Genomic DNA, 24,841 nt, shown 5'->3' with positions numbered 1-24,841 from the left:
CGATGTTTTCATATAAATGTATATTTATCAAAAATTAAATCTTTTTTTTAAATACAATCTTATTTTTTATTGCTTTAACTAAACTATCTTAATAAATGAGTTCAGAAACTAAAACAAATTATCCTGCGCTGTATACTTTGATTACAGTATTTTTCTTTTGGGGATTTATTGCTGCTGGAAACAGTATTTTCATCCCTTTTTGCAAAAGCTATTTTTCGCTAGATCAATTCCAGTCACAGCTGATTGACTTTGCTTTTTATACGGCTTATTATTTAGGAGCGTTGCTGCTTTTTATATTTGGAGCTGTAAATGGAAAAGATTTAGTCGGAAAATGGGGCTATAAAAGAAGTATCGTTTACGGATTGTTATTTTCTGCTTTAGGAGCTGGAGCCATGATTATTGCGGTTGAAGCGAATGTATATGCCGGAATGCTTGTGGGTTTGTTTATCGTGGCCTTAGGCTTTTCATTACAACAGACAGCGGCCAATCCTTTTGCAGTTTTATTGGGTGATCCGAAAACTGGAACGAGCCGTCAGAATTTGGCTGGTGGAATCAACTCATTTGGAACTACAATCGGACCTATCATCGTTGGTTTCGCCTTATTCGGAACAGCAGCAGCAGTTAGCGACGACCAGATTAAAGGTTTAGGTTTAGATAAAGTAATTTTATTATACGTAGGCGTAGGAATCTTATTCTTGATTGCGGCCAGCGTATTTTACTTCTCAAAAAAATTACCAGCGGGAATCTCTGATGAGCCGATGGAAAAAGCAAACAAGGCTTTGACGACACTAATCATAATGACCGGATTATTGGCGATTATGTTTGCGCCAGTTTTTAACAGCTACAACTCACCAGAAGCGATAAGGATAGTAGAAATTGAAAAATCAATCGAACCTACTACAAAGGAAATCAAGAAGCTGAGCGACAATTTGGTGAAAATCAAGAAAGACAAAGTACTTACTGAAGAGCAAAAAACTACCGCTTCTGAAGAAATCAAAAATGAAATCAAAGTTTTAGAATTAAGCGTAGAGCCACAGCATGCAGAAATCAAAGCTATCAGACATCCTCTTGAAAAATATAGAATGTACTGGCTTTCTGGAGCCCTGGTAGTGATTGTGGGCGGACTTTTATTTGCCAACAGAAGCGCACAAAAGAAAAACGAAGGCTGGGGTGCCATGAAATACCCTCAATTGGTTTTGGGTATGCTTGCCATCTTTACGTATGTTGGAGTAGAGGTTGCTGTAGGTAGTAACTTGGGAGAATTGCTGAAACTGCCAGAATTCGGAAGTTTCCAATCTTCAGAAATTGCACCGTATATATCAATGTATTGGGGAAGTTTGATGATCGGCCGTTGGGCTGGAGCTATCAGTGTTTTTAACTTAAGTGCGAGCAAAAGACAATTAGCCTTGATTATCGTTCCGTTGATTGCTTTCTCAGTAATTATAGGAGTAAATACGATTGCACAGCAAGATATGACGCCATTGTATTATTATGTAATTTGCGTATTACTGCAAGTTTTAGTATTCTTCCTTAGTAAAAACAAACCAGCAAGAACATTAATCTTGTTCGGAATGATGGGTGTTATTGCTATGCTAATCGGATTGTTCTCAACAGGAACTGTAGCAATCTATGCTTTCCTTGCTGGTGGATTAGCTTGCAGTATCATGTGGCCGTCAATTTTTACATTGTCGATTACGGGTCTTGGAAAATATACAGCTCAAGGTTCTGCATTCTTGGTCATGATGATTTTAGGTGGTGGAATCATTCCTCCAATCCAAGGAAAATTGTCTGATATCATCGGAATCCATGCTTCGTATGTTGTGCCTGTAATTTGTTTTGCTTATTTGACTTTCTTCGCGATTGCGGTAAAAGGAATCCTAAAAAGACAGAACATAGATGTAGATGCTATCGAAGCTGAAGGAGCACATTAATTTATCTTAACGAATTCATAATAAAGAATCCGGAGCAGATTGTATTACCTACATTTGCTTCGGATTTTTTACTTCTACATGAGACTTTCAAAATACTATTTGGCGGCGATTACGGCCTTTATAATCTGGGGATTTTTCAGTCTGGCTTTAAAGCCGTTATATGAATATCCATCCTTAGATATTTTGTTTTACAGGGTATTCCTTTGTGTCGTCTTGATGATGGGAATCAATCTTTTTTTTAGAAGAAAGACCTTGAAAGAAACCAAGGAAAATTTCAAACTCATGTCACCGGTTCAGAAAAGAAACGTTGTCCTTCTCACATTGGGGGGCTCCTTGCTTTTATCTGCTAACTGGTTCTTTTTTATCTACGTCATGAACCATGTGAGCGTGAAAGCGGCTTCGTTTGCCTATCTCGTCTGTCCGATCCTGACGACTGTTTTTGCCTATTTTATCCTGAAGGAAAAATTAAACAAATGGCAATGGACAGCTGTTGGCTTGAGTATTTTTAGCTGTGTCTTGTTATCGTTTAATCATTTTATGGATATTTTTTATAGCTTGATTGTGGCTGCCACGTATGCTATGTATCTTGTCTCGCAGCGAAAAAATACGGCAATCGATAAGTTTTTATTGCTGACGTTGCAATTAACGACCACGGCCATCATTCTCTTGCCATTTTATCCTTTTTATAGTTCCGAAGTTCCCACAGCATTTGATTTTTATTTCTTTTTGGTAATTATCGTTGTCCTGTTTACGATTATTCCGCTGTTCCTGAACTTATATGCCTTGAAAGGAGTTAATTCTTCTACAGTAGGGATTTTGCTTTATATTAATCCGCTGATCAACTTTTTCCTAGCCATTTTTTATTACAAAGAAGAAATTACCCCTTTTCAGATTATAGCCTATTCTTTGATATTGCTTTCGATTATTGTTTTCAACAGCAAGCATATTTTTAAGTCAAAGCCAAAAGAACTGCAAGCCAAAGATATTTTGTAATTCATTTTATATCACGACTTTTGTATCATGAAAAATGTATATCTCGATAATGCTTCCACAACAGCCTTGCGACCAGAAGTTATCCAAGAAATAACTCGCGTGATGCAGGAAGATTATGGAAATCCTTCATCAACCCACAGTTTTGGAAGAACGGCCAAAAACATACTCGAATCTTCAAGAAAATCAATTGCAAAACAGCTCAATGCGACGGCTCAGGAAATTATTTTTACCTCTGGCGGCACAGAAGCCGATAATTGGATTCTTCGTTCTGCAGTCGAAGATTTAAAAATAAAAAGAATCATCACAAGCAAAATCGAGCATCATGCGGTGCTGAATTCTGTTTTGGCATTGCTGGAAGAATATGCTATTCAAGTAGATTATGTCAATCTGAAATCGAATGGAGAGATTGATATCAATCATTTAGTAGAATTGCTTTCGCAAGAAATTCCGACGTTAGTTTCATTGATGCACGTAAATAATGAGACAGGAACTATTCTCGATATCGAAAAAACGGCAAGACTTTGTAAACAATACAAGGCCTTTTTCCATTCCGATACCATACAGTCTATAGGAAAAACAGAAATCGACCTGCAAAAGACTGAAGTAGATTTTATCGTTGCCAGCGCTCATAAATTCCACGGACCGAAGGGAGTTGGTTTTGCTTTTATCAGAAAAAATTCGGGATTACAGCCGATGATTTTTGGCGGTGAACAAGAAAAAGGACTTCGCGCCGGAACAGAGGCCATCCATAATATTGCTGGAATGGCAAAAGCTTTGGAGCTTTCGTATGAAAATTTAGCTGCGGAAAGAAAGCACATTTTATCCATCAAAAACTATTTTGTTGAGCAACTGCAGCTTTTTTTTCCTGATTTTAAAATTAATGGAAATACTGACGGTTTTTATAATATAATCAATGTGCTATTGCCTTTTTCTGAAGAAAAAACGGCTATGATTCTTTTTAGCCTCGACATGAAAGGAATTGCTGTTTCAAGAGGAAGTGCCTGCCAGTCAGGAAGTATTAAGCCTTCGCATGTGTTGAAAGAAATGCTTTCAGAAGAAGACATTAAAAAGCCTAGCTTGCGGATTTCTTTGAGCCATTTTAATACAAAAGAAGACATCGACCTGCTAATTGAGGCTTTGAAAACCGTATAACTTTCCGAGATAAATTTCATAGTTATTTGATATACAGTTCTAATTTATTCTCTATGTTTGCGTAAAAACAAACTTTATGAAAAGAACATTAATTACCTCAATGGCTATCTTGGGCTTCATTTTTACCTCCACAGCACAAGACAAAGGGAAATTGGAATTTGGTTTGGGCATAGGCTTGAACAGTTCCAATATCAGCACGACCTATGATTCAGCTGATCCAAGCATCAATTTCAATTTAGGGGCTACGGCAGATTATTATTTTTCTGACCGATGGAGTATCAAAGCTAAATTCATCTATGACAGAAAAGGATGGGACAATGACCTTATTCCAGTTGTAGGTCCTGGTGGATCTAGATTTGTGAGAACAGACATCAATGTAGATTATATTACGGTTCCGGTAATGGCAGGATGGCATTTCGGAAGCAAGAGAAATTGGTATTTAAACTTTGGGCCTTACATTGGCTTTTTGATGAGTGCAAAAGATACGGAGCTTGATTCTGACCTAAAGGATAGTTTTAATACAGTGGATGGCGGTATTGCCTTTGGAATAGGTGTAAAAATTCCAGTATCGGACAAGCTTAAGTTTTTTATCGAATATGAAGGACAGGGCGGGATTGCCGAAGTTTTTAAAAATAATGATGGAGACCAAATTACCAATTCAAGAAGCGCTTTCAATGTAGGAATCAACTTTTTGCTTTATTAGTAGCATATAAAAACACAAAAAAGCCGTTTTGAATTTCAAAATGGCTTTTTTTATTTTGTTCTTCCTGCAAATCTAAAATCTGCAATCTGAAATTTTATAAGTGGATTACCTCTCCATAAGCATCGGCAGCAGCTTCCATGATAGCCTCGCTCATTGTAGGATGCGGGTGAATCGACTTGATGATCTCATGACCTGTAGTTTCTAATTTTCTAGCTACGACAGCTTCGGCAATCATATCGGTAACGCCAGAACCAATCATGTGGCATCCTAACCATTCGCCATATTTGGCGTCAAAAATTACTTTTACGAAACCATCAGGAGTTCCAGCAGCTTTTGCTTTTCCTGAAGCTGAGAAAGGGAATTTACCGATTTTCAATTCATAGCCTTTTTCTCTAGCTTGTTTTTCTGTCAAACCAACAGAAGCGATTTCTGGAGTCGCATACGTACAGCCAGGAACGTTTCCGTAATCTAGAGGCTCTACATGAAGACCAGCGATTTTTTCAACACAAAGAATTCCTTCTGCAGAAGCAACGTGTGCCAAGGCTTGCCCAGGAACTACATCTCCGATAGCATAGTAACCAGGGATATTAGTTTGATAGTAAGAATTTACTAAAATTTTATCTCTGTCAGTTGCAATTCCAACTTCTTCAAGACCGATATTTTCAATATTCGATTTGATTCCGACAGCAGAAAGTACGATATCAGCTTCAAGAATTTCTTCTCCTTTAGCAGTTTTTACAGTAGCTTTCACGCCATTTCCAGTAGTATCTACTTTTTCAACAGAAGCATTAGTCATCACTTTGATACCTGCTTTTTTCAAAGAACGCTCAAATTGTTTTGAGATATCCTCGTCTTCTACAGGAACTACATTTGGCATAAATTCAACGATGGTAACTTCCGTTCCCATTGCATTGTAAAAATGGGCAAATTCAACTCCGATTGCTCCAGAACCTACAACAATCATCGATTTAGGCTGTTCAGACAACGACATCGCTTGGCGGTATCCGATTACTTTTTTGCCATCTTGTGGCAAGTTTGGCAATTCGCGAGAGCGAGCTCCAGTTGCAATGATGATATGGTCGGCATCATATTCTGTAGTTTTTCCGTCTTTGCCAATAACGTCGATTTTCTTTCCGGCTTTTACTTTTCCAGTACCTTCAATAACGTCGATTTTGTTCTTTTTCATCAAAAACTGGATACCTTTGCTCATTCCGTCGGCAACACCGCGCGAACGTGAGATTACGGCATTAAAGTCTTTGTCAAATTTTTCAATGGTCAAGCCATAGTCAGAAGCATGTTTTAGGTAATCAAAAACCTGCGCTGATTTTAACAATGCTTTGGTTGGGATACATCCCCAGTTCAAGCAGATACCGCCCAGATTTTCTTTTTCGATTATGGCAACTTTAAAGCCTAATTGCGCTGCTCTGATGGCTGTTACATAACCACCAGGACCGCTTCCTAAAACAATAATATCGTATTTCATTAGAATATAATTTTTTCTTGTTATTTGAGAGTACGAAAATAGTTAATTATTTGGTCATGGAAAAGTTTCGGAGTTGCAAAGTTTCCACAAGCCTTGTTAGTATCCGTTTTTCTTTTTAGATACGATTCTAATGAATCCGTATAAAATTAATGTCTGCAATACTACATTGATCAGCATAAGCATCAAGCCGAAATTAGCAGAACCTTGCGCATAAAATGGATAGCTTTTATCGATAATATAAATCGGAAAGCTTAGAAATATAATCAGCAAACTGCAAATGGTTTTTAGAAGTCGACTGGAGGTCTCTTCCATGATAAACGTACAGGATATCGTGATTATAATCTCTAATACGATTACTATAAAAAGAAGTTTGAAAAATAATTTCATGGCTTTCTTTTAGCTTTCTACTGCAAATTGTGAGTAGTAGAGATTTTTATAATAACCTTCCGTTTTGTTGATCAATTCATAATGTGTTCCTTGTTCTACAACATTTCCTTTTTCCATGACGATAATCTTATCGGCATTTACGATAGTTGCTAAACGATGCGCTATTACGATTGATGTCCTGCCTTTGGTGATGGTTTCGGTTGCTCTTTGGATTAAATCTTCTGAATACGAATCGATAGATGATGTGGCTTCGTCCAAAATCAAAATGCTCGGGTTGCTGACAAAAGCTCTTAAAAAAGCTATCAATTGGCGTTGACCAGAAGACAGCATTACGCCACGTTCTTTTACGTTATAATCATAGCCGTGCGGCAGTGTCATAATGAAATCATGCACTCCGATTTCTTTTGCCGCCTTGATAACATCTTCTCTTGAAATGTTTGGATTTTCCAGAGTGATATTGTTGTGTATCGTATCTGCAAAAAGGAAAACATCTTGCAATACGACAGCAATTTGATTCCTAAGGCTTTTTAGAGTAAAATCTCGTATGTCGGTACCATCGATAAGGATCTCACCTCCATTGATTTCATAAAAACGATTCAGTAGGTTTATGATGGTTGATTTTCCTGCTCCAGTGGCTCCCACGATGGCGATAGTTTCACCTTCTTCTACATGAATATTGATGCCCTTTAAGACATCTTCTTTGCCAGTGTAACTGAAATGCACATCCTTAAAATCAATGTTTCCTTTGAAAGTTGGAGCGGTAACTTTTCCTTTGTCTTGGATATGTCCTTCGGTGTCTAAAACTTCAAAAACGCGGTTTGCGGCAATCATTCCCATCTGCATCTCATTAAATTTATCCGCAATCTGACGTAAAGGATTGTAAAGCATTCCGATAAACATAGTATATGAAAATAAGTCTCCAAACGTTGTAGAACCATTTCCTGCCAAAATGTTCAATCCGCCGTACCATACGACCAATCCTAGCGAAATAGACGAAACAATATCGGCAATCGGGAAGAAAATCGAGTTGTACCAAACGTTTTTAATCCACGCTTTTTTATGCTTATCATTGATTATCTTAAACTTTTCATATTCAATGTCCTCTCTTGAAAAAAGCTGTACGATTTTCATTCCGGTCACGCGCTCTTGTACAAATGTATTCAGGTTGGCAATCTGCGTTCTTACTTCTTCAAAAGCAACCTGCATCTTTTTTTGGAAAACACGTGTCGCATAGACCAAAACAGGCATGGCGCACATGACGATAATCGTAAGCTTCCAGTTCATGTAGAACATAAAGAGCAGTACGACAACCATTTTCAGCAGGTCGCTTATAATCATAAACAATCCTTGGCTGAAAATTTTAGAAATAGATTCAATATCGAAAACGGAGCGGGTTACGAGCTTTCCGACAGGTTCATTGTCGAAATATTTCATCTTAAAGCTCATCAGGTGGTTGAAAAGCTTTACGCGAATATCCCTGATGATATCTTGTCCGAGCCAGTTGGCAAGAAAGACAAAATAAAATTGAGAGACAACCTCTACAATCAAGGCTCCTGCCATCAAAAGGATGAAGTATAGCAAACCTGTGGCGTCTTCTTTTTGTATGTAGCTGTCGACTGTTTGCTTTAATAAATAGGGACGGAGTGCCGCAAAAATAGACAAGGTAACCGCAAACACAATAACCCAATAATATCGGGATTTGTACGGTTTTGTGTACTCCATTATTCGTTTAAATATTTTGGTATCTGATGCTTTCATTGCTTTATTTGAGGCTATTTTTTGTCAGCGGGCTCGTTGCTGTAAATATAAGGATATTCTACTTTTGTCAAAAACAGGCCGTGTGCCGGAGCAGAAGGCCCTGCTTGATTTCGATCTTTACTTTCGATGATTTTCCTGAAATCTTCCAGGCTTGTTTTTCCAATTCCGACTTCTACCAAAGTGCCTACAATAGCGCGGACCATGTTTCGGAGAAAGCGATCTGCTGCAATCGTGAAAATTAGCTTATTGTCATTTTGTTTCCAATCAGCTTCCATGATCTTGCATTGGAATGTTTTGACATCGGTATTTACTTTTGAAAAACATTGGAAATCGCTAAACTCAAAAAGAATTTTTGCAGCTTGATTCATCTTTTCAATATCCAGCTTTTGATGGAAATACCAGCTATGCTGTTCCTCAAAGACATCCTTTATAGTATTGATATGATATTCATACGTACGTTTCACAGCATCAAAACGAGCATGTGCATCGTCACTTACAGAATGAATATGGATGATGGCAATGTCTTTTGGAAGATAAGAATTCAGCTTTGCTTTTAAAAAAACGATGTCTAACGAATTCTCAACATCAAAATGTGCAAACATCTGCTTGGCATGAACACCAGTATCCGTTCTCCCTGCTCCCATGATTTCTATCGTATCTCTGAGCAAGACAGAAAGCGCCTTGCCTAATGTTTCTTGAACAGAAGGAGCATTCGGCTGCTGTTGCCATCCGTGATAATTTTTTCCGTTATACGCGAATTCGATGAAATATCTCAAGGTGAAGTAAATCCAAAGTTTTTGAAGAACAAAGATAGTTATAAGTTGGGATGCAAAGTTTCAATTTTTTCTTAAAAGTTATGAACTAAAACATCGGATCTTCGGCTTTAGAAATGGAAACTTTGTAATTTTACCCAGATATAATTTAAAAATTGATGAGAAAAATTCTTTTGCTTTCCGATACGCATGGCCATATTGACGATACAATCTTAAAGTATGTCGATCAGGCTGATGAGGTATGGCATGCAGGTGATATCGGAGATTTGAACGTGACAGATACTCTAAAAAAGCACAAGCCCCTGCGTGCTGTTTTTGGAAATATTGACGGCGACAAAGCAAGAATGGAATTTCCGCTCCACAATAGGTTTAGGTGCGAAGATGTCGATGTATGGATTACGCATATCGGAGGATATCCTGGAAAATATAGCCCTGCTATCAAAAACGAGATTGCAATAAATCCACCTAAGCTTTTTATTACCGGACATTCCCATATATTGAAAGTAATGTTTGATAAGAAATTAAACCTGCTCCATATGAATCCCGGCGCTTGCGGAATCCATGGTTTTCATCAAGTACGGACAATGCTTCGTTTTGTAATTGAAGGCGATAAAATCAAAGATTTAGAAGTGATTGAGATAGGGAAGAAGCCTTAAGCTTTCGAAATCTGTATCTTGATATAAATCAACGTTCCCGCGTTTATTTTTGAGTTGATGGTAATGCTGCCTTTCAAATGTTTTATCCTAGATTTTATCTGTGTAAGTCCGAAACCATCGCTGGAGAGTTCTTTGCTGGTGTCGAATCCTTTACCATCGTCTTCAATCGTTATCAAGAGCTGGTCGCCGTTTTCTTCTAAAGTGATATACGCCTTTGAAGCTTTGCTATGTTTCATGATATTATTGAAAAGCTCTGCGATGATAAAATAGACACGCATTTCAAATTCTTCATTGTAGCGTTTTCCCTGTGGCACATAGCTTGAATATTCGAATTGGAGAATCGAATTGGAATTTTTTTCGCATAAATCCTGCAAAGCATGGAAAATCCCAAATTTGGCTAACAATGGCGGAATCAATTCATGCGATAGGTCTCTTACATTGTCATGTGCTTCTTTTAGAATGGCCCTTGTCTTTTGTATCTCTTCCGAATGTTCAGTAGGATTGTTTGCACTATAGGCAGAAAGATGAAGTCCGGCAGATGACAAGAGTGCACTGATGCTGTCATGTAATATAGTAGCAATATTTTTTCGCTCGATTTCTTGTCCGTCGATTGTTGCGTTGATTATATTCTGTTTAATCTGCCTATCAAATTCTATAAATTTATTTTTTTGCTTAAGCCTTAAATTTTGATAGAAGAAATAGAATAAGATAGTACTGAAGGCAAAAAGTGCAATAAAAATCAAGATTATCTTTTGGTTATTTTTTTGCTTTTCTTCTAGTAACCGTTGCTTTTCCTTGTTTTCATTTTCGATTTTCTCAATTTTATATTTTGTTTCAACGTCAGAGATAGCTCGCTTTATATTGTCTTCATAAATAGTCTCGTTGACATGAAAATATTTATTCATGTAATCGATGGCATTTTTATAATCGCCGACCATTTCGTAACCGTATGACAGGTTGAGATAAGTATCTCCGACCTCTTGAGAGATAGTATCTTTTGGGTTTATAGCCAACGATTTTAGGTATTGCTCGATACCTTTTTTGTAGTTTTTTTCGACGACGAGATAATGATAGCCCAAATTGCTCAATGCAGTACAAATTTGCCTGATATTGTTTGACTTTTCAGAGTAATACATAGAAGAATCCAAGTATTTTCTGGCCAGATGGTATTTCTGATTTGTAATGTAATAGCTGTAATAATTATTATAGCTGAAGGCTAATTCATTCGGGTCATTTAATTCTTTGGCACTTTTCATGATTTTTTCCATATAGTAAAAAGCACTATCGGAATTAGTCATGATATGGACTTTGAAAAGCCTTTGGTATATAAAGGAATTTTGGTTTATAAGCTTGTTTTTTCGGCCTATAGAAAGAGATTTGTAGTAATAGTTTTTTGCCTTATCATAATTTCGGATAGAGGCATAACGATGCCCAATATCTTCTAAGATTTCCATTCTAGATTTTGTGATATTGTGCTCTTCGGCAATTTTTAATGCTTTAAATAACGTCTCAAAGGATTTTTGATTATCGTTAAGCATAAAATAGATGTCAGCCTTTTTGAGGCTGACATCGCAATACTTTTTGTAATCTTTGTTTTCTAGATAAAATTTTGACTTTTCTCTCGAATATTTTAATCCTTTCAGATAGTCTTTGTTCTCAATATAGTAAGATAAAGAGTCTTGAGTTTTATTTTGAGTAATGGCAAATCCAGAAAAAGTAAAGAATAGCAGTATTGTCCAAAACGGAAATTTGAAATTAGTCCATTTTAAGATCATCTATCCTAAGTCTCGGTTTTTTAGTTACAGGATCACCAAGGCCTCCTCCTCCGTTAGAATTACCATCAGGCAGTTCGAAATCTACAGTTAATACATTGTCAATACAAGTATAAGACTCTTCATAAAGTACAAACTCAGGTGAAGGATCTTTTTCGTATGGCTTTAAGGTAACCGCGATGATGTTAACATCATAAGGATCTAAATAAGTGGTATACTCGCAGTTAATTGGAATTTGAAAAGCTACTTTAAAGGATTCTTCATCTTTTCCAACTCCATAGTTTTTTAAAAATAGTGACATAATTACTGATTTATAGGTTAATTAATTAAGTTATGTTTCAAGGCATATTTTACCAACCCAATCGTGGTTTTCACATTGAGTTTCTTTATTAAGTTTTTTCGGTGGGTTTCAACGGTATTGGTGCTGATATTCAGCTCTTCTCCGATCTGTGTTCCGCTATATTCCATTGTAATGAGTTTCAGTACTTCCAATTCCCTTTCTGTAATTGAAGAAAGCGGCATGGCTTCGCTAATGTAACTCTGCTGTGGGATTTTAGAAAACGAGTCAAAAATCCGATCGCGTATGGATTGCGAGAAATATTCTTCGCCATTTGCGACTGCATTTATAGCTTCAATAATATTTTCTCCGGCACTTTGTTTACTAAGATAACCATTAGCGCCTAGTTTTAATACTTCTTTTATAATTTTCACGTCATCATAGCTGGAGAGAATGATGACCTTGCAGCAAAAACCTTTTACAGAAAATTCACGCAGTACTTCAATGCCGTCTTTTTTAGGCATGTTAATGTCCATAACAAGTACGTCTGCCTTGTTTTTTAAGACATCTTCAACTAGATTTTCACCGTTTAGGGAGTATCCGGCCACCTCAAATCTCTTATTTGTCTTCAGCATAGAAAGCATTCCGTCAATCAGAACTTGGTGATCGTCAGCTAGATATATTCTTATTTTTGTGTCCATTTATGGGGAAATTGGCTTAACCAAATTTAACTTTTTTTTTGAAGTAATGCCACAAGAATTTAATTTACCTTACGAAATGCGATAAAAATCGATGAAATACAAAAAAAGCCTAGACACTGTCCAGGCTTTTTTACGCACTAAATAAAACTAAGTTTATAGGTTTATCTCAATCGATCCACAGATTTTACGAGATCTTCATCCTTTTTTATGGCTTTGTTTGCAAGCACTAAAAAAACGATAGAAAAAATAGGTAGAAACATCCCAATACCCTTCTCTGAGGTCGCCACCTCTCCGGATAAGCTTAGCGAATGATATACAAATAATCCTAATAAAATTAAATTTAATATGATGTTCAATCTGCCCAAGACAAATTGCAGTTTTCGATTTTTAAACAAAAAAATAGTAATTAGGGAAAGAGCAGCGCTCAGGCCAAACAAAATCATATCTGACATGTGATCCATTGCAAATGTTTTTTGACCAGCAGAAGAAGTTTCTAATGGAAAAACAAAAGGCAATATTCCCATAATAATAAAGGCAATCAGTAGATAGATAGTCTGGATTCTCTGAATCATTATTCTCTGTTTTGTCCCACAAAAATATATTTTCTTTTTCATAAATACTATTGCATGATAAAAATTTATTCGTATTATTGCATAAGTAATCCGTAAGCACTTCATTTAGCGGATCATCCATTTCGAAAAAAATTACAATCACAACTACTCTTCAAAGATTCCAAACAATTAATTCAAATAACATTCATGTTTGATATTTCTGTATTAAAAGAAATGAAGCTGTCGGAGCTTCAAGATATTGCGAAAGCAACCAAAAAAATAAAGATTAACGGAGTAAAAAAAGAAGCCTTGATTTATCAAATACTGGATTATCAAGCAGCAAACCCTGAAGTTATTTCTCCTGCTCCGTCGGCTGAAACTGGAGAAACTAAATCAAAAAGAACTAGAATACTTCCGGAAAAGAAACCGAAAATTGTAAAAGAAGAGAACACTACTCTTTTTTCTGAACCTAATCCGACTCCAGCAGAAGAATTACCGATTCAAGAAAAAAGGAAACCTATAGCAAAACCTGCAATTGCTCCAAAACCAGCTATTAATACTACTTCCGATGCGGCAGTACCGCCAGTTCAAAAAGAACGAAAGCTGATAAAATTCAAGAAAAATAATTTTGATAAACCACAAGCCGTTTCTGAGGAAATTGCTGAAAATAATACAGACGAGACAGCTGTAGCGACACAGCCAGCTGTTGAGACAGAAAATATTCCCGTTGAAAAGAATATTGAAAAACAGGCAAAACAACCGCAACAGCAAAATCAAAAGCTAAATCCGAACCAAAAAAATAATCCAAACGGAAACGGGAACCAAAATCCTAACCAAAACCCAAATTCGAATCCGAACGGTAATACAAATCCAAATTTCAAAGGCAACAAAAAAGTCAATTTTAGAGATGCTGATTTTGAATTTGATGGTATAATTGAAAGTGAAGGCGTTCTAGAAATGATGCCTGATGGGTATGGGTTTTTGCGTTCATCAGATTATAACTATTTAGCTTCGCCTGATGATATTTATCTTTCTACTTCACAAATACGCCTTTTTGGATTGAAAACAGGGGACACGGTAAAAGGTGTTGTCCGCCCGCCGAAAGAAGGAGAAAAATATTTTCCGCTAGTAAGAGTCCTAAAAATTAACGGACACGATCCGCAGGTTGTTAGAGACCGAGTTTCTTTTGAGCATCTGACGCCACTTTTCCCAGAAGAAAAGTTCGATCTGGCAGGAAAACAAAGCTCTATTTCTACAAGAATCATCGATTTGTTCTCTCCAATCGGAAAAGGACAAAGAGGTATGATTGTTGCGCAGCCAAAAACAGGTAAGACCATGCTTTTGAAGGATATTGCCAATACAATTGCTGCAAACCATCCAGAAGTATACTTAATCGTATTACTGATTGACGAAAGACCGGAAGAGGTAACTGATATGCAACGAAGCGTTAGAGGAGAAGTTATTGCTTCTACGTTTGATGAACCAGCTGACAGACACGTAAAAGTAGCCAATATTGTTTTGGAAAAAGCAAAAAGATTAGTAGAGTGCGGTCATGATGTAGTGATTCTTTTAGATTCTATTACGCGTTTGGCAAGAGCTTATAATACGGTACAGCCAGCTTCAGGAAAGGTATTGAGCGGTGGTGTTGATGCTAATGCACTTCAGAAACCAAAACGTTTCTTTGGTGCTGCAAGAAATATTGAAAATGGCGGTTCTCTAAGTATTATCGCAACGGCTCTGACCGAAACAGGTTCTAAAATGGACGAGGTGATCTTTGAAGAATTTAAAGGAACTGGAAATATGGAATTGCAATTGGATAGAAAAATTGCGAACAAACGTATTTTCCCAGCAATCGATCTTACTTCTTCAAGTACCAGAAGAGACGACCTGCTTTTGGATGAAGGAACAATTCAAAGAATGTGGATCATGCGTAAGTATTTGGCTGACATGAATCCGGTAGAAGCGATGGACTTTATCAACGATCGTTTCAAGAAGACAAGAAATAATGAAGAATTCCTGATTTCGATGAATGATTAATTCGTTGAAATTTAAATAATAAAAAACTCCAATTTGCTAATTGGAGTTTTTTTATGCCTATTGTTTTTTGGTTGCGACTACAGCATACACCATAGGGATCTTGTTTCCTATGTGTTGGATACGATATTTCTTGGGTTCAAATTCTTCTGTCTTGTTGAAGCAATTATAAGGCGAGTAATCGTATTCGTCAAAAGAACCTATTTCTAACTTGTTTTGGATAAGGCTGTTGAGAATTTCACTGATGGAATGATTCCAATTGATTGTCTTTAGGGCTACAGGCGCATTTTTATCCGCGTAAGTTCCGTTTACGGTTTCAATTATAGGCTCATCTTTGAAGTAATTATAGCCAATCTTATCAAAATCATCATCAAACATCCATACAACTGGATGGAAATCTACCAATAAAAATTTGCCGCCAGGTTTCAGGAATTTGTGGATAACTTTTGCCCATCTATCTAAGTCAGGTAGCCAGCCGATGGTTCCGTAGCTGGTAAAAACAATATCAAATTCTTCATCAAGATGATCAGGAAGGCTATAGATATCGCAGTTTATAAATTGAGTTTCAATGCTTAATTTTTCTGCCATTTCTCTTGCTCTAGCAATTGCTTTGTCTGATAAATCAACACCTGTTGCTTTGGCACCCAGTCTTGACAATGATAGGGTATCTTGACCGAAATGGCATTGCAAATGCAATACTTTTTTATCTTTAAGACTTCCCAGCAAATCCAACTCAATCGAATTCAAGGAATTCTTTCCTTCTAAAAAACTTTTCTGGTCATAAAATTCAGAATCGATGTGGATATCAGTTTTTTCATTCCAAGTTTCTCTGTTTATATCTAAGTAATTTTCTTCCATTGTAAAATTTATTTTGCATAAATATATAAAAAAAGCCTTTCTGATGGTTCAGAAAGGCTTTGTATTCTAAAGCTAAAAAAATTAGTTTATAATTACTTTTTTGGTAGCTAACTGATTATTAGAGGCTAACTTTAAGAAATAAAACCCAGAAGGTAAGTTTTCTAAAGTATATGTATTTCCTTGAGATGCCGGATTCTTAATTTCCTGCACAATCTGTCCGTTGATATTTATCAGCTGGATTCCATCCAGGATCATATCAGAATTGATATTGATTTTGTGGTCATTTGATGGATTTGGATAAACTACAACAGCAGAAAGCGGGTTGAAATCTGGAGTAGAAAGCGACGGCCAACGATTTTCAGCAGCAGGACCTCCCCAAATTAATGTTGCCAAATACGGATTGTCAATAAAAGGATTTCTGTTTCCTTGACCATAAGCATTGTTCGCATTCCCTAAATAAGTATTACGGTTGTCTTCATATTGCGAAACAGGATCTTCTGCATTCCATTGAAGGAATAAATCAATCATGTTGGAATCGCTTGCTACAGCCGTGCCTACGCCAACATTTTTTGGAAGGCAGCGATTGCCATATCTAAGATACATATACATCATCATTCGGGCAACATCGCCTTTCCATTCGTCGCCAGGATACCATGTCGAAGAAGTTATATCACGTGAATTTCCAGATCCTGCTGCGAATTTTTCACTACCTCTATCCCCATTTCTTTGTACATCAGACGCTCTTAAATGGTGAGCATCTGCACCAGGCCCGGAAGTTCCTAAAGCTGGTGTTCCTAAAGATTTGGCATACGTATGCTCTCTGTTCCATTGGCAGGTAGCGCCACCGCCATCGCTATTTTTATTTCTTCGTCTGTGATCGTTATCGTCTGCTTGTGATGAAGGGCATATATTGTTGCTGAATCCATACAGAAGCAAGACATTGGTATTTGTTGCGTCTTGCGGATCAAGGTCAATTATTTGGATGGCTTGTTCAGCATCGTCATAACTTAAAGTTTTGGTGTGGGTAGAGGTAATTTTTTGTGCAAGAGCTGTCTTCAAAGCATTTCCAGTCAGACTGAAATCGACTCCATTATAATAAGAGGCAGGGCCACCAGCTTGCGCAAATGCAAATGAAGCGGAAAGCATCATTGCAAAAGAGTAAAAGTTTTTCATTAAAATTAAATTTTGGACGACAAATGTAATTTGTTTTGCCAATAGAATTTTAAAATTAACGCAATAATCGAATAAAAAAATGCCTGAAATTTAACAATCAGGCATTTTGTAAGATTTATATGTAAAAAAGCAATTAGTTTATGATTACTTTCTTTGTTGTCGATTGGCTATCAGAAGTCAGTTTCAAGAAATAAAACCCAGAAGGAATATTTTCCACAGTATAGGTGTTGCTCTGTGCCGCAGGATTTTTAATTTCTTGCATGATCTGTCCATTGATGTTTACCAATTGAATTTCGTCCAATTGTACTTCTGAATCGATATTTATCCTATGATTGTTCGATGGATTTGGATATACAGCAATTATAGATAAAGCATCAAAAGAAGGAGTAAAAAGAGCATTCCCCCAAACTGTATTGACATATTCTGGATGATCAATATAAGGATTTCTATTTCCTTGGTGGCTGTAGATTGCATTGTTGATAGCAATTTCTCGTGGACTTACAGGATCTTGCTGATGCCAAGTTAGTAAAATGTTTAGAAAAGTGCTAGAAAAAACTCTATTGCTTGAACCGTCAAACATTGCCTTTACTTCTGTTGTTGACGGAGCATTTGTATAAAGGCTGGGCATGTTGCTTTCATATCTGGTAGCAAAATAAAAATAAGCTCTTGCAATATCACCTTTGAATTCGTCTATAGGTTCAAAAACAGTTCCGGTAAATCCTGCAGAATAGCCAGAATTAAGATTAGGGCCTAATTTTGATCCATTTGTAGATGTCCATGTTGCAGTTCCGACTTTTCCAAAAGGGAAATTGTCGCGCTTGTTGTTGACATATCCGTCTGTTGGAAAAAGATGGTGCGCATCAGAATACATAGGGGCGGCAGAAGCAAAATAAGATTTAGGAATAACATGTTCTCTATTATAGCAGCTACCTTCGCCAGTATAACTTCCGCATTGATCAGAAGGCACTGAAAAAGTATAAGAATCTGTACCTCCTGGTTTCTCGGAATAGACATCTAGCAAAGTATTGTCGTTTTCGTAGTAATGATCTTTATATGCCGTGTTTTGATATAATGTCCATAAAGCATCATAGGACTTGGGATTGTGGCCGTTGGAGATGATTGTTTTTAATTGGGTTTTTAAGGCATAGCCTGTACCTGTAGCATTATTGTAATATCCAGTTGGGATTTGGCCGTAGCCAAGGGCCACTGTAAGCAATAGTGCAAAAGCGTAAAAGTTTTTCATTAAATTAAATTTTGGACGACAAATGTAATTTGTTTGTCAATAGAATTTTAAAATTTAACGCAATAATCCAATAAAAAAATGCCTGAAATTTTGACAATCAGGCATTTTGTAAGATTTATATGTAAAAAGCAATTAGTTTATGATTACTTTTTTTGTTGTTGATTGGCTATCAGAAGTCAGCTTTAAGAAATAAAATCCAGAAGGAAGATTTTCTAAAGTATAGGTATTGCTTTGTGACGACGGATTCTTGATTTGTTGCATGATCTGCCCGTTGATGTTTATCAGCTGTATTTCGTCCAATTGTACTTCTGAATCAATATTGATCTTGTGATTGTTGGAAGGATTTGGATATACTGCAATAGCTGCTAAAGATTCATAAGCAGGAATGGACAATGGAGTTCCCCACACCGCAGTTACATAGGTATTATTGTCGATGTAAGGATTTCTGTTATTTTGGCGTGCATAAACGGCATTGTTTCTTGCAATTTCTTTAGCACTAACCGGATCTTGCTGATTCCAAGTCAGTAAAATGTTTAAAAAAGTAGGAGAGAAGGCTCTTCCGCTTGAACCATCAAACATTACTTTTGATGTAGAAGAAGAGGAAGTATAAAAGCCTGCCAGTTGCGTTTCATATCGTGTTGCAAAATAAAAAAGCAATCGTGCAAAATCACCTTTATATTCATCAATAGGCTCAAAAACTGTAGATGCATATCCTGCAGAATATCCAGAATTTAGGTTGTTCCCTAGTTTTGATCCATTTATAGACGTCCATGATGCATTTTGTACAACTCCAAACGGATAATCGTCTCTTTTTGCATTGACAACTTTATCTGTAGGCAATACGAAATGTGCATCTGCATACATTGGCAAGGTAGAATTACCAAAATAACTTTGCGGAACGGTATGCTCACGGTTAAAAAACACACACTCTTGTCCTGCAGGATCGGTTCCATTGTCTTGATTACCGCCGCTTGTAACTGGACCAAAAGTAAAATCACAATTAGAATACATATCCCAAACCTTGCCATTAGGCTTTACATCAGAAGTTTGGTACGTCGTGTATAAACCAGCATAACCACGATCATTATGATTTTTTATAATGTTATAAAGCTGTGTTTTTAGAGTATATCCAGTACCCGTAGCAGAATTATAATAACCTGCCGGAGCTTGTGCAAATCCAATTGCGGCAAAGAGCAGGAATAATAAAGTGTAATTTTTCTTCATGTTATGATTTTTTTTCTTCTTTTCGTTCAAACAACGCCATGTAGAATCCATCAAATCCCGACTCAGACGCCAAGATCTTCGTATCTTTGACAAAGGTAAAGTTTTTCCCTATATCCGTTGTTAAGAAACGTTTAACTTGTTCTTGATTTTCAGAGGGTAAGATGGAACAAGTCGCATACACCATTTTTCCTCCCGGCTTTACTATTTTGGAATAGTTTTCTAAAACTTCAGCTTGTACTTTTCTGATATTGTCAATAAATTCAGGCTGTAGTTTCCATTTCGCATCAGGATTTCTTTTTAAGACTCCTAAACCGCTGCAGGGTGCATCAATCAAGACTCTGTCTGCTTTTTCATGTAGTTTTTTGATTACCTTTGTCGTGTCGATTACTCGGTATTCAATATTGAAAGCACCATTTCTTTTCGCTCTCAGTTTTAACTGCTTCAGCTTACTTTCGTATAAATCCATAGCAATCAACTGCCCTTTGTTTTCCATCAATGAAGCCATGTGAAGCGTTTTTCCTCCTGCACCAGCGCAGGTATCGACAACTCTCATTCCAGGTTTGATATCCAAGAATGCAGCGACTAATTGCGAACTGGCATCTTGTACTTCAAAAAAACCTTCCTTGAAAGCATCTGTCAAGAAAACGTTGGCTCTTTCTTTCAATACCAATGCATCTGGCTGGTCTTTCAAGAATTCTGTTTCTATGTCTTGGTCCATTAAAATAGCACGAAGCTTTTCTTTGGTGGTTTTTAGCGTATTGACTCTCAAGATTACTTTTGCTGGCTGGTTCTGTGCCGCAATTTCTTTAGCCCACAGTTCTTCTCCAAGTTCTTTTACGCCCAATTCATCCATCCAATCTGGAATAGATTCTTTGTATTTTCGAACTTTAGAAAGCTCATCAAAACGGCCTTTTATTTTTCGCTCTGGAGTTCCTTCAAGCTGTCTCCAATCTGGAATCGGATATCCTCTAAGTACAGCCCAGACTGCAAAAATTCTCCAAAGGTTGTCTCTGTCAAAAGGTTCTCTAACTTCTGCGATTTCCATGTAGAGTCTTTTCCAGCGGACGATATCATAAATGGTTTCGGCTACAAATTTTCTATCGCTGCTTCCCCAACGCTTGTCTTTTTTTAAAGCTCTTGCCACGACTTTATCTGCATATTCTCCGTCATTGAAAATAGCGCTCAATGAATCGATAGTTGTATAAACTAAATTTCTGTGTAATCTCATTTTATGTAATTGATGTGCAAAGGTATCACATTTTTTGCTTGTTTGCCAATGTGTTTGTATGCGGAGGTATTGCATGAAAAAGGAGGCCTTTTGGAGCCTCCTTTGTTATTTGTGAAATTAGGGTTTAGCCTCTTGAGCCTCCGCCTCTAGAACTAGAGTTGCCTCTTGAACTTCCTCCGTCATTGCTTCTTGACTGTTGCGGTGCACTTTGTCTAGGTGCTGAATTGCCTCTGCTGACATTTGTAGGCGCTGTATTTCGAGATGGCGCTTCCGCTCTTGACGTGTTTGTCCTTGTCGGTGCTTGCGTTCTTTGCGTTGAGCTGGTTCGCGTATTGCTTTCGACTCTTGCTGGCGCTTCTGTTCGGGCAGGACTTGTTCTTGTTGTTGAGTTTACTCTAACCGGAGTGCTTTCTGAACGTGTCGTATTTCTTGTTGAAGAATTCAAAGTACGCGTATCATTATTTCTCGTTTGAGTTGATGCCCTATTTGTATTTGAACTATTTCTTGTCGTCGTTGTAGAATTTCTAGTTCCAGATGTAGTTGTATTTCGAGTTACATTTGAAGCTCTAGTTCCTGTAGCAGCTTGGTTTCTAGTTGATCCTTGACGGGTTTGAACTAATTCGTGCCTGTTGCTCACATTGTTTCTTTGCGTAAATGATCTGTCTGGGTGTTGTCTTTCGTATCCGTTAGAACGTCTCGTAGTGTACATGGCCTCGGCTCTTGAACTTCTTCTCGTGCTTACATAGTTATAGTGGTTGTGCACGTTGATATGGTTGTGCACATGTCTGTGGTATCTGTAAACAGGATAAGGATTCCATGCATAATAGTAAGTCGGATAATAGCTCCAATACCAAGGAGAATAGTAAGGTCTGTAATAATTTGTCCAAAAGACATTAAAAATTACGGGTCTTGAAACATATACAGGCTCATAAATGTAATTTGTACCGTACATATACACATCTCCTACAACTTGGACTTGCACGTTATTATTGCCGTCTCTCTCTACTTCGATAGTTGCAACGTCTTGATACACATCGCGCTCTAATACCGATTGGATAATGATCAAGTGGGTATTGTTTTCTACGGCTTCAATGACTCTTAAGTAATCTACTTGATTGTCGCCGTTCAAGTCAAGATTAGAAATCTGTATTTTTGGGTCGTTCAGCCTTCTTTCAAAATCAGCCAAATCTTCAGAATCTCCAAAGATAGAAGCTACGGCTTTTAAGTCGAGGTTGTCACTGATGTCATTGCTGTTGGCAGTAACGGTTGTCCTGTCTTGTGCCTGAATTTGAATTGCAAATAAAAATGCAAAGAGGGCAGATGTTATTAATTTCGTTTTCATGATTTCTAATTATTTTAAGTGTTCTTGACTGATGTTTTTTTCTTTTGATTTGTAATAACCAATATCTGTGCCAAGATTTTTTAGGGCAATCAGTAAAGTTTTAAAAACCCAGTAGGAGTAAGGCCTGAGCTTTTCTTAAATAATTTTGAAAAATAAGCATAATCCTCATAACCCAAAGATTCGGCAATGGCCGAAAAACTATTTTTTGTGTGCAAGAATCTTCTTTTTGCTTCTAAGATAATCCGGTCTGAAATTACTTCAGAAGCTGTTTTTCCGATGACGGTTTTTGTAATCCTGTTTAAATGTTTCGGACTAATATTCATCCAATCAGCATATTGCGAAGGCGACTTTTCTGTGATGTAATTTTTTTCAATCAAATCTTCAAATTGCTGGAATTTTTCAGAATAAGAATTGGATCGGATAATTTTCTGCGTATTTTCCTCAAGATATAATCTCGATAATTCTACATAAATAATATCAATATAGCTCAAGATAAGCTGCTGCTGAAAATTGTTTTTGGTGTGATATTCTTCAAAAAGCTTTTGGAATAAAGCTTCCGTTTTCTTGCTGTTTTTTGCATCCAAAGCTAAATGAGGAGTGTTTTGAATCGAATAAAAAAAAGGGAATTGGTGCATTCTGTTGTGTGAATAATGCAAATCATAGAAATCAGAAGTATGCGAAAAAATATAACCGTCGATATCTTCTGAAAGTTCCCAATGGTGGGTTTTTCCTGGTGCCAAAAGAAAGACGCTTCCGGGCTTGATTTCATAAGAATTGAAATCAATTTCGTGCCTTCCAGAACCTTTCGTAAAAAGAATAGCCAAGTAAGAATTATGCTTGTGCGGTCGTGTTATCTTGCTATGATTCTCTAAAATGTGAGGAGGAATTCTATTGACAAAAAAATCTTTTTGTCCTTCGTCCAGCTTGAGCTGGCTGATGTCTAAAACGCTAATCATTTCCATGGAATAAATATACGATAAATTTTAAAATGTCCGAATACTACAAATTTTAGCGTATTTACTCTATTGTGAAAGCTTGTCTTATTTCTGAACTTTGTCCTAATAAAACAATAAAGTCATGTCATTTTTAAAAAATGTAATTCAGAATAAATGTCCGAATTGCGGAAAAGGGAAAGTTTTTAAAACCAACGGGAATCCATTTTTGTTCCAAATGCCTGAAATGCACCCTGAATGCTCAGAGTGTGGACATAAGTTTGTGAAAGAGCCAGGATATTTCTTTGGTGCGATGTATGTTAGTTACGGACTTGCTGTTGCCGAAATGGTCGCTACTTTTTTTATCTCAAGATTATTTGTGACGAGTCTGGTTCATAGCCTTTTGTTTATCGTTGCTGCTGCTTTTTTGCTGTGCACGATTAATTTCAGGTATTCAAGGCTGCTTTGGATTTATATGTTTGATAGCAAGGCTAATGTCTGATTGGCTTTGCTGTTTTTTTCTTGAATTTTCGGCCATACCAGATTAAAAAACCAGTAACAGGAAGCAGTCCGCAGATAAAACTAGCTATAAATGCTAAGACTTTTCCAGGGAATCCTAGTATCGCGCCAACGTGGATGTCGTAATTGGCGGTGATTAGTTTTTCACCAAAATTCTTGTCAGCATGATTTCTGTTCAGCAGCATTTCTCCTGATTTCTGTGCAAAGCGCATCTGATGCGAAACATAGTAGGTGTTTTCATTTTGCTGTACATAAATATCGACAGTTGCTAACGAATCCGCGGGTTTTCCCAGACTGAAAGCATCGGCATCGGGATAAGCCAGCTTTGTTTTTTCTAAGGCAGTTTCCATTACATTGGAAATTTTCGGAAGATTTTTGTGTGCTTCTTTTGCAACTATTTCTGGCGGATTAGTAGTTCCAGAACCTGCAACATAAACAAGATCGTGAAACCATGAGAAGGCCCAAACCATTCCTGTAAAGGCGATAATCAATGCAATGGTAGCGATATAAAATCCGAAGATGTTGTGGATGTCATAGTTTTTTCGTTTCCACTTCGTGGTTTCCTTCCATTGGAATTTAAAACGTTGTTTCCTAGCTGCTTTGTTTTTGGGCCACCATAAAATGATTCCTGTAATAAGCATTATCACAAAAATAAAGGTCGACCAGCCTACAATTTGCTGGCCAAGACCTATTTCTAGCAATAAGCTCCAGTGGATGTATTTTACGATGTTGAAAAAATCCATTTCTTCATCGTAAATAGCCAAAATTTCTCCAGAATAAGGATTTACATAAATTGATTTGTAATAGTCGATTGCTCCGAAGTAGGTGATAGCATCGTCATTTCCTTTGTAGCAACCAAAAATCCATGCTTTTTCAGGATTATTAGAGACTTTTACGTTAGAAATTTTAATTGAGGTGCCAATTTTTTGCTGCGTATCGTCCCAAAGTTTTGAAATGGGAATCGTATTCGGCTTTACTTCCGAAACGTACATTGCGTCTTTGCGGAGTGCTTCTGTAATCTCGACACTAAAAACATAAATACATCCCGTAACGGACAATAATAAAACAATCGAGCCAGAAACCATTCCGAGCCAGAGGTGTATTTTTCCAATCCAATGCTTGAAGCCGTATTTGTTTTTCTTTGCCAATGA

Annotated in this window: 23 protein-coding genes; 7 read left to right on the top strand and 16 right to left on the bottom strand. The window is 37.0% G+C overall.

Features of this window, described 5'->3' with window-relative positions; genetic code table 11:
* Positions 1 to 95 precede the first annotated feature (95 nt).
* The 4 genes from GGR22_RS01000 (at position 96) to GGR22_RS00985 (ending at position 4,779) form a co-directional block, all read left to right on the top strand.
* Positions 96 to 1,931 (top strand): MFS transporter, encoded by a 1,836-nt coding sequence (locus tag GGR22_RS01000; RefSeq protein WP_121374545.1) that lies wholly within the window; start codon positions 96 to 98, stop codon positions 1,929 to 1,931.
* 78 nt (positions 1,932 to 2,009) lie between these two features.
* Complete coding sequence (locus tag GGR22_RS00995) at positions 2,010 to 2,924, top strand: EamA family transporter (RefSeq protein WP_182492217.1); 915 nt, start codon at positions 2,010 to 2,012, stop codon at positions 2,922 to 2,924.
* 27 nt (positions 2,925 to 2,951) lie between these two features.
* Positions 2,952 to 4,076, top strand: a complete 1,125-nt coding sequence (locus GGR22_RS00990) for a cysteine desulfurase family protein (protein WP_182492216.1) — start codon at positions 2,952 to 2,954, stop codon at positions 4,074 to 4,076.
* Between the two features lie 76 nt (positions 4,077 to 4,152).
* Complete coding sequence (locus GGR22_RS00985) at positions 4,153 to 4,779, top strand: porin family protein (protein ID WP_182492215.1); 627 nt, start codon at positions 4,153 to 4,155, stop codon at positions 4,777 to 4,779.
* A 94-nt stretch (positions 4,780 to 4,873) separates the two neighbouring features.
* Here the strand turns inward: GGR22_RS00985 and lpdA are convergent, their stop codons facing one another.
* The 4 genes from lpdA to truA form a co-directional block, all read right to left on the bottom strand.
* Positions 4,874 to 6,262, bottom strand: coding sequence for a dihydrolipoyl dehydrogenase (gene lpdA / locus GGR22_RS00980; protein WP_182492214.1), 1,389 nt, complete (start codon positions 6,260 to 6,262; stop codon positions 4,874 to 4,876).
* A gap of 96 nt (positions 6,263 to 6,358) precedes the next feature.
* Positions 6,359 to 6,649, bottom strand: a complete 291-nt coding sequence (locus GGR22_RS00975) for a hypothetical protein (protein ID WP_182492213.1) — start codon at positions 6,647 to 6,649, stop codon at positions 6,359 to 6,361.
* Between the two features lie 9 nt (positions 6,650 to 6,658).
* Entirely contained in the window at positions 6,659 to 8,407 is a 1,749-nt protein-coding gene (locus GGR22_RS00970; RefSeq protein ID WP_121374539.1) for an ABC transporter ATP-binding protein, read from the bottom strand.
* A 14-nt stretch (positions 8,408 to 8,421) separates the two neighbouring features.
* Entirely contained in the window at positions 8,422 to 9,183 is a 762-nt protein-coding gene (truA, locus tag GGR22_RS00965) for a tRNA pseudouridine(38-40) synthase TruA (RefSeq protein ID WP_182492212.1), read from the bottom strand.
* A 155-nt stretch (positions 9,184 to 9,338) separates the two neighbouring features.
* Here truA and GGR22_RS00960 point away from each other — a divergent pair, with 155 nt between their 5' ends.
* Positions 9,339 to 9,836: a metallophosphoesterase family protein gene (locus tag GGR22_RS00960; protein ID WP_121374537.1), complete on the top strand. Its 498-nt coding sequence runs from the start codon at positions 9,339 to 9,341 to the stop codon at positions 9,834 to 9,836.
* Here the strand turns inward: GGR22_RS00960 and GGR22_RS00955 are convergent.
* From GGR22_RS00955 to GGR22_RS00940, 4 genes are all read right to left on the bottom strand, one after another.
* The gene (locus GGR22_RS00955) at positions 9,833 to 11,611 is read right to left on the bottom strand and encodes an ATP-binding protein (RefSeq protein WP_182492211.1); all 1,779 of its coding nucleotides are present in this window, start codon (positions 11,609 to 11,611) and stop codon (positions 9,833 to 9,835) included. The genes GGR22_RS00960 and GGR22_RS00955 overlap by 4 nt on opposite strands.
* The gene (locus tag GGR22_RS00950; protein ID WP_121374535.1) at positions 11,592 to 11,909 is read right to left on the bottom strand and encodes a hypothetical protein; all 318 of its coding nucleotides are present in this window, start codon (positions 11,907 to 11,909) and stop codon (positions 11,592 to 11,594) included. The genes GGR22_RS00955 and GGR22_RS00950 overlap by 20 nt, the downstream gene beginning before the upstream one ends.
* A 17-nt stretch (positions 11,910 to 11,926) precedes the next feature.
* On the bottom strand, positions 11,927 to 12,586 hold the full coding sequence (locus GGR22_RS00945; protein ID WP_121374534.1) for a response regulator: 660 nt from the start codon (positions 12,584 to 12,586) through the stop codon (positions 11,927 to 11,929).
* 161 nt (positions 12,587 to 12,747) lie between these two features.
* Positions 12,748 to 13,158, bottom strand: a complete 411-nt coding sequence (locus GGR22_RS00940; protein ID WP_121376184.1) for a DUF4293 domain-containing protein — start codon at positions 13,156 to 13,158, stop codon at positions 12,748 to 12,750.
* A 186-nt stretch (positions 13,159 to 13,344) separates the two neighbouring features.
* Between GGR22_RS00940 and rho the strand changes: the two genes are divergently transcribed.
* Positions 13,345 to 15,174, top strand: coding sequence for a transcription termination factor Rho (gene rho, locus GGR22_RS00935; RefSeq protein WP_182492210.1), 1,830 nt, complete (start codon positions 13,345 to 13,347; stop codon positions 15,172 to 15,174).
* Between the two features lie 57 nt (positions 15,175 to 15,231).
* Here rho and GGR22_RS00930 read toward each other — a convergent pair whose 3' ends face one another.
* From GGR22_RS00930 to GGR22_RS00900, 7 genes are all read right to left on the bottom strand, one after another.
* The gene (locus GGR22_RS00930) at positions 15,232 to 16,029 is read right to left on the bottom strand and encodes a class I SAM-dependent methyltransferase (protein ID WP_182492209.1); all 798 of its coding nucleotides are present in this window, start codon (positions 16,027 to 16,029) and stop codon (positions 15,232 to 15,234) included.
* A gap of 81 nt (positions 16,030 to 16,110) precedes the next feature.
* Positions 16,111 to 17,202 carry an endonuclease gene (locus GGR22_RS00925; protein ID WP_182492208.1) on the bottom strand — a complete coding sequence of 364 codons (1,092 nt, stop codon included), beginning with the start codon at positions 17,200 to 17,202 and terminating at the stop codon, positions 16,111 to 16,113.
* Positions 17,203 to 17,335: 133 nt separating this feature from the next.
* Entirely contained in the window at positions 17,336 to 18,445 is a 1,110-nt protein-coding gene (locus GGR22_RS00920) for an endonuclease (RefSeq protein ID WP_182492207.1), read from the bottom strand.
* A gap of 132 nt (positions 18,446 to 18,577) precedes the next feature.
* Positions 18,578 to 19,669 carry an endonuclease gene (locus GGR22_RS00915; protein ID WP_182492206.1) on the bottom strand — a complete coding sequence of 364 codons (1,092 nt, stop codon included), beginning with the start codon at positions 19,667 to 19,669 and terminating at the stop codon, positions 18,578 to 18,580.
* Between the two features lies 1 nt (position 19,670).
* The gene (locus GGR22_RS00910; protein WP_182492205.1) at positions 19,671 to 20,897 is read right to left on the bottom strand and encodes an RsmB/NOP family class I SAM-dependent RNA methyltransferase; all 1,227 of its coding nucleotides are present in this window, start codon (positions 20,895 to 20,897) and stop codon (positions 19,671 to 19,673) included.
* A gap of 124 nt (positions 20,898 to 21,021) precedes the next feature.
* Positions 21,022 to 22,239, bottom strand: a complete 1,218-nt coding sequence (locus GGR22_RS00905; protein ID WP_182492204.1) for a hypothetical protein — start codon at positions 22,237 to 22,239, stop codon at positions 21,022 to 21,024.
* An 89-nt stretch (positions 22,240 to 22,328) separates the two neighbouring features.
* Entirely contained in the window at positions 22,329 to 23,201 is an 873-nt protein-coding gene (locus tag GGR22_RS00900; protein WP_182492203.1) for a helix-turn-helix domain-containing protein, read from the bottom strand.
* 115 nt (positions 23,202 to 23,316) lie between these two features.
* Between GGR22_RS00900 and GGR22_RS00895 the strand changes: the two genes are divergently transcribed.
* Complete coding sequence (locus tag GGR22_RS00895) at positions 23,317 to 23,673, top strand: DUF983 domain-containing protein (RefSeq protein ID WP_121374527.1); 357 nt, start codon at positions 23,317 to 23,319, stop codon at positions 23,671 to 23,673.
* On the opposite strand, the gene GGR22_RS00890 is transcribed toward GGR22_RS00895, so the two are convergent.
* The gene (locus tag GGR22_RS00890; RefSeq protein WP_246336905.1) at positions 23,663 to 24,838 is read right to left on the bottom strand and encodes a PepSY-associated TM helix domain-containing protein; all 1,176 of its coding nucleotides are present in this window, start codon (positions 24,836 to 24,838) and stop codon (positions 23,663 to 23,665) included. The genes GGR22_RS00895 and GGR22_RS00890 overlap by 11 nt on opposite strands.
* Positions 24,839 to 24,841: the final 3 nt, after the last annotated feature.

The sequence above is a fragment of the Flavobacterium gossypii genome, from assembly GCF_014138495.1.
Lineage (GTDB): Bacteria > Bacteroidota > Bacteroidia > Flavobacteriales > Flavobacteriaceae > Flavobacterium > Flavobacterium endophyticum.
Note: the sequence above shows the minus strand (reverse complement) of the source record. Positions and strands in the feature narration are given on the sequence as shown.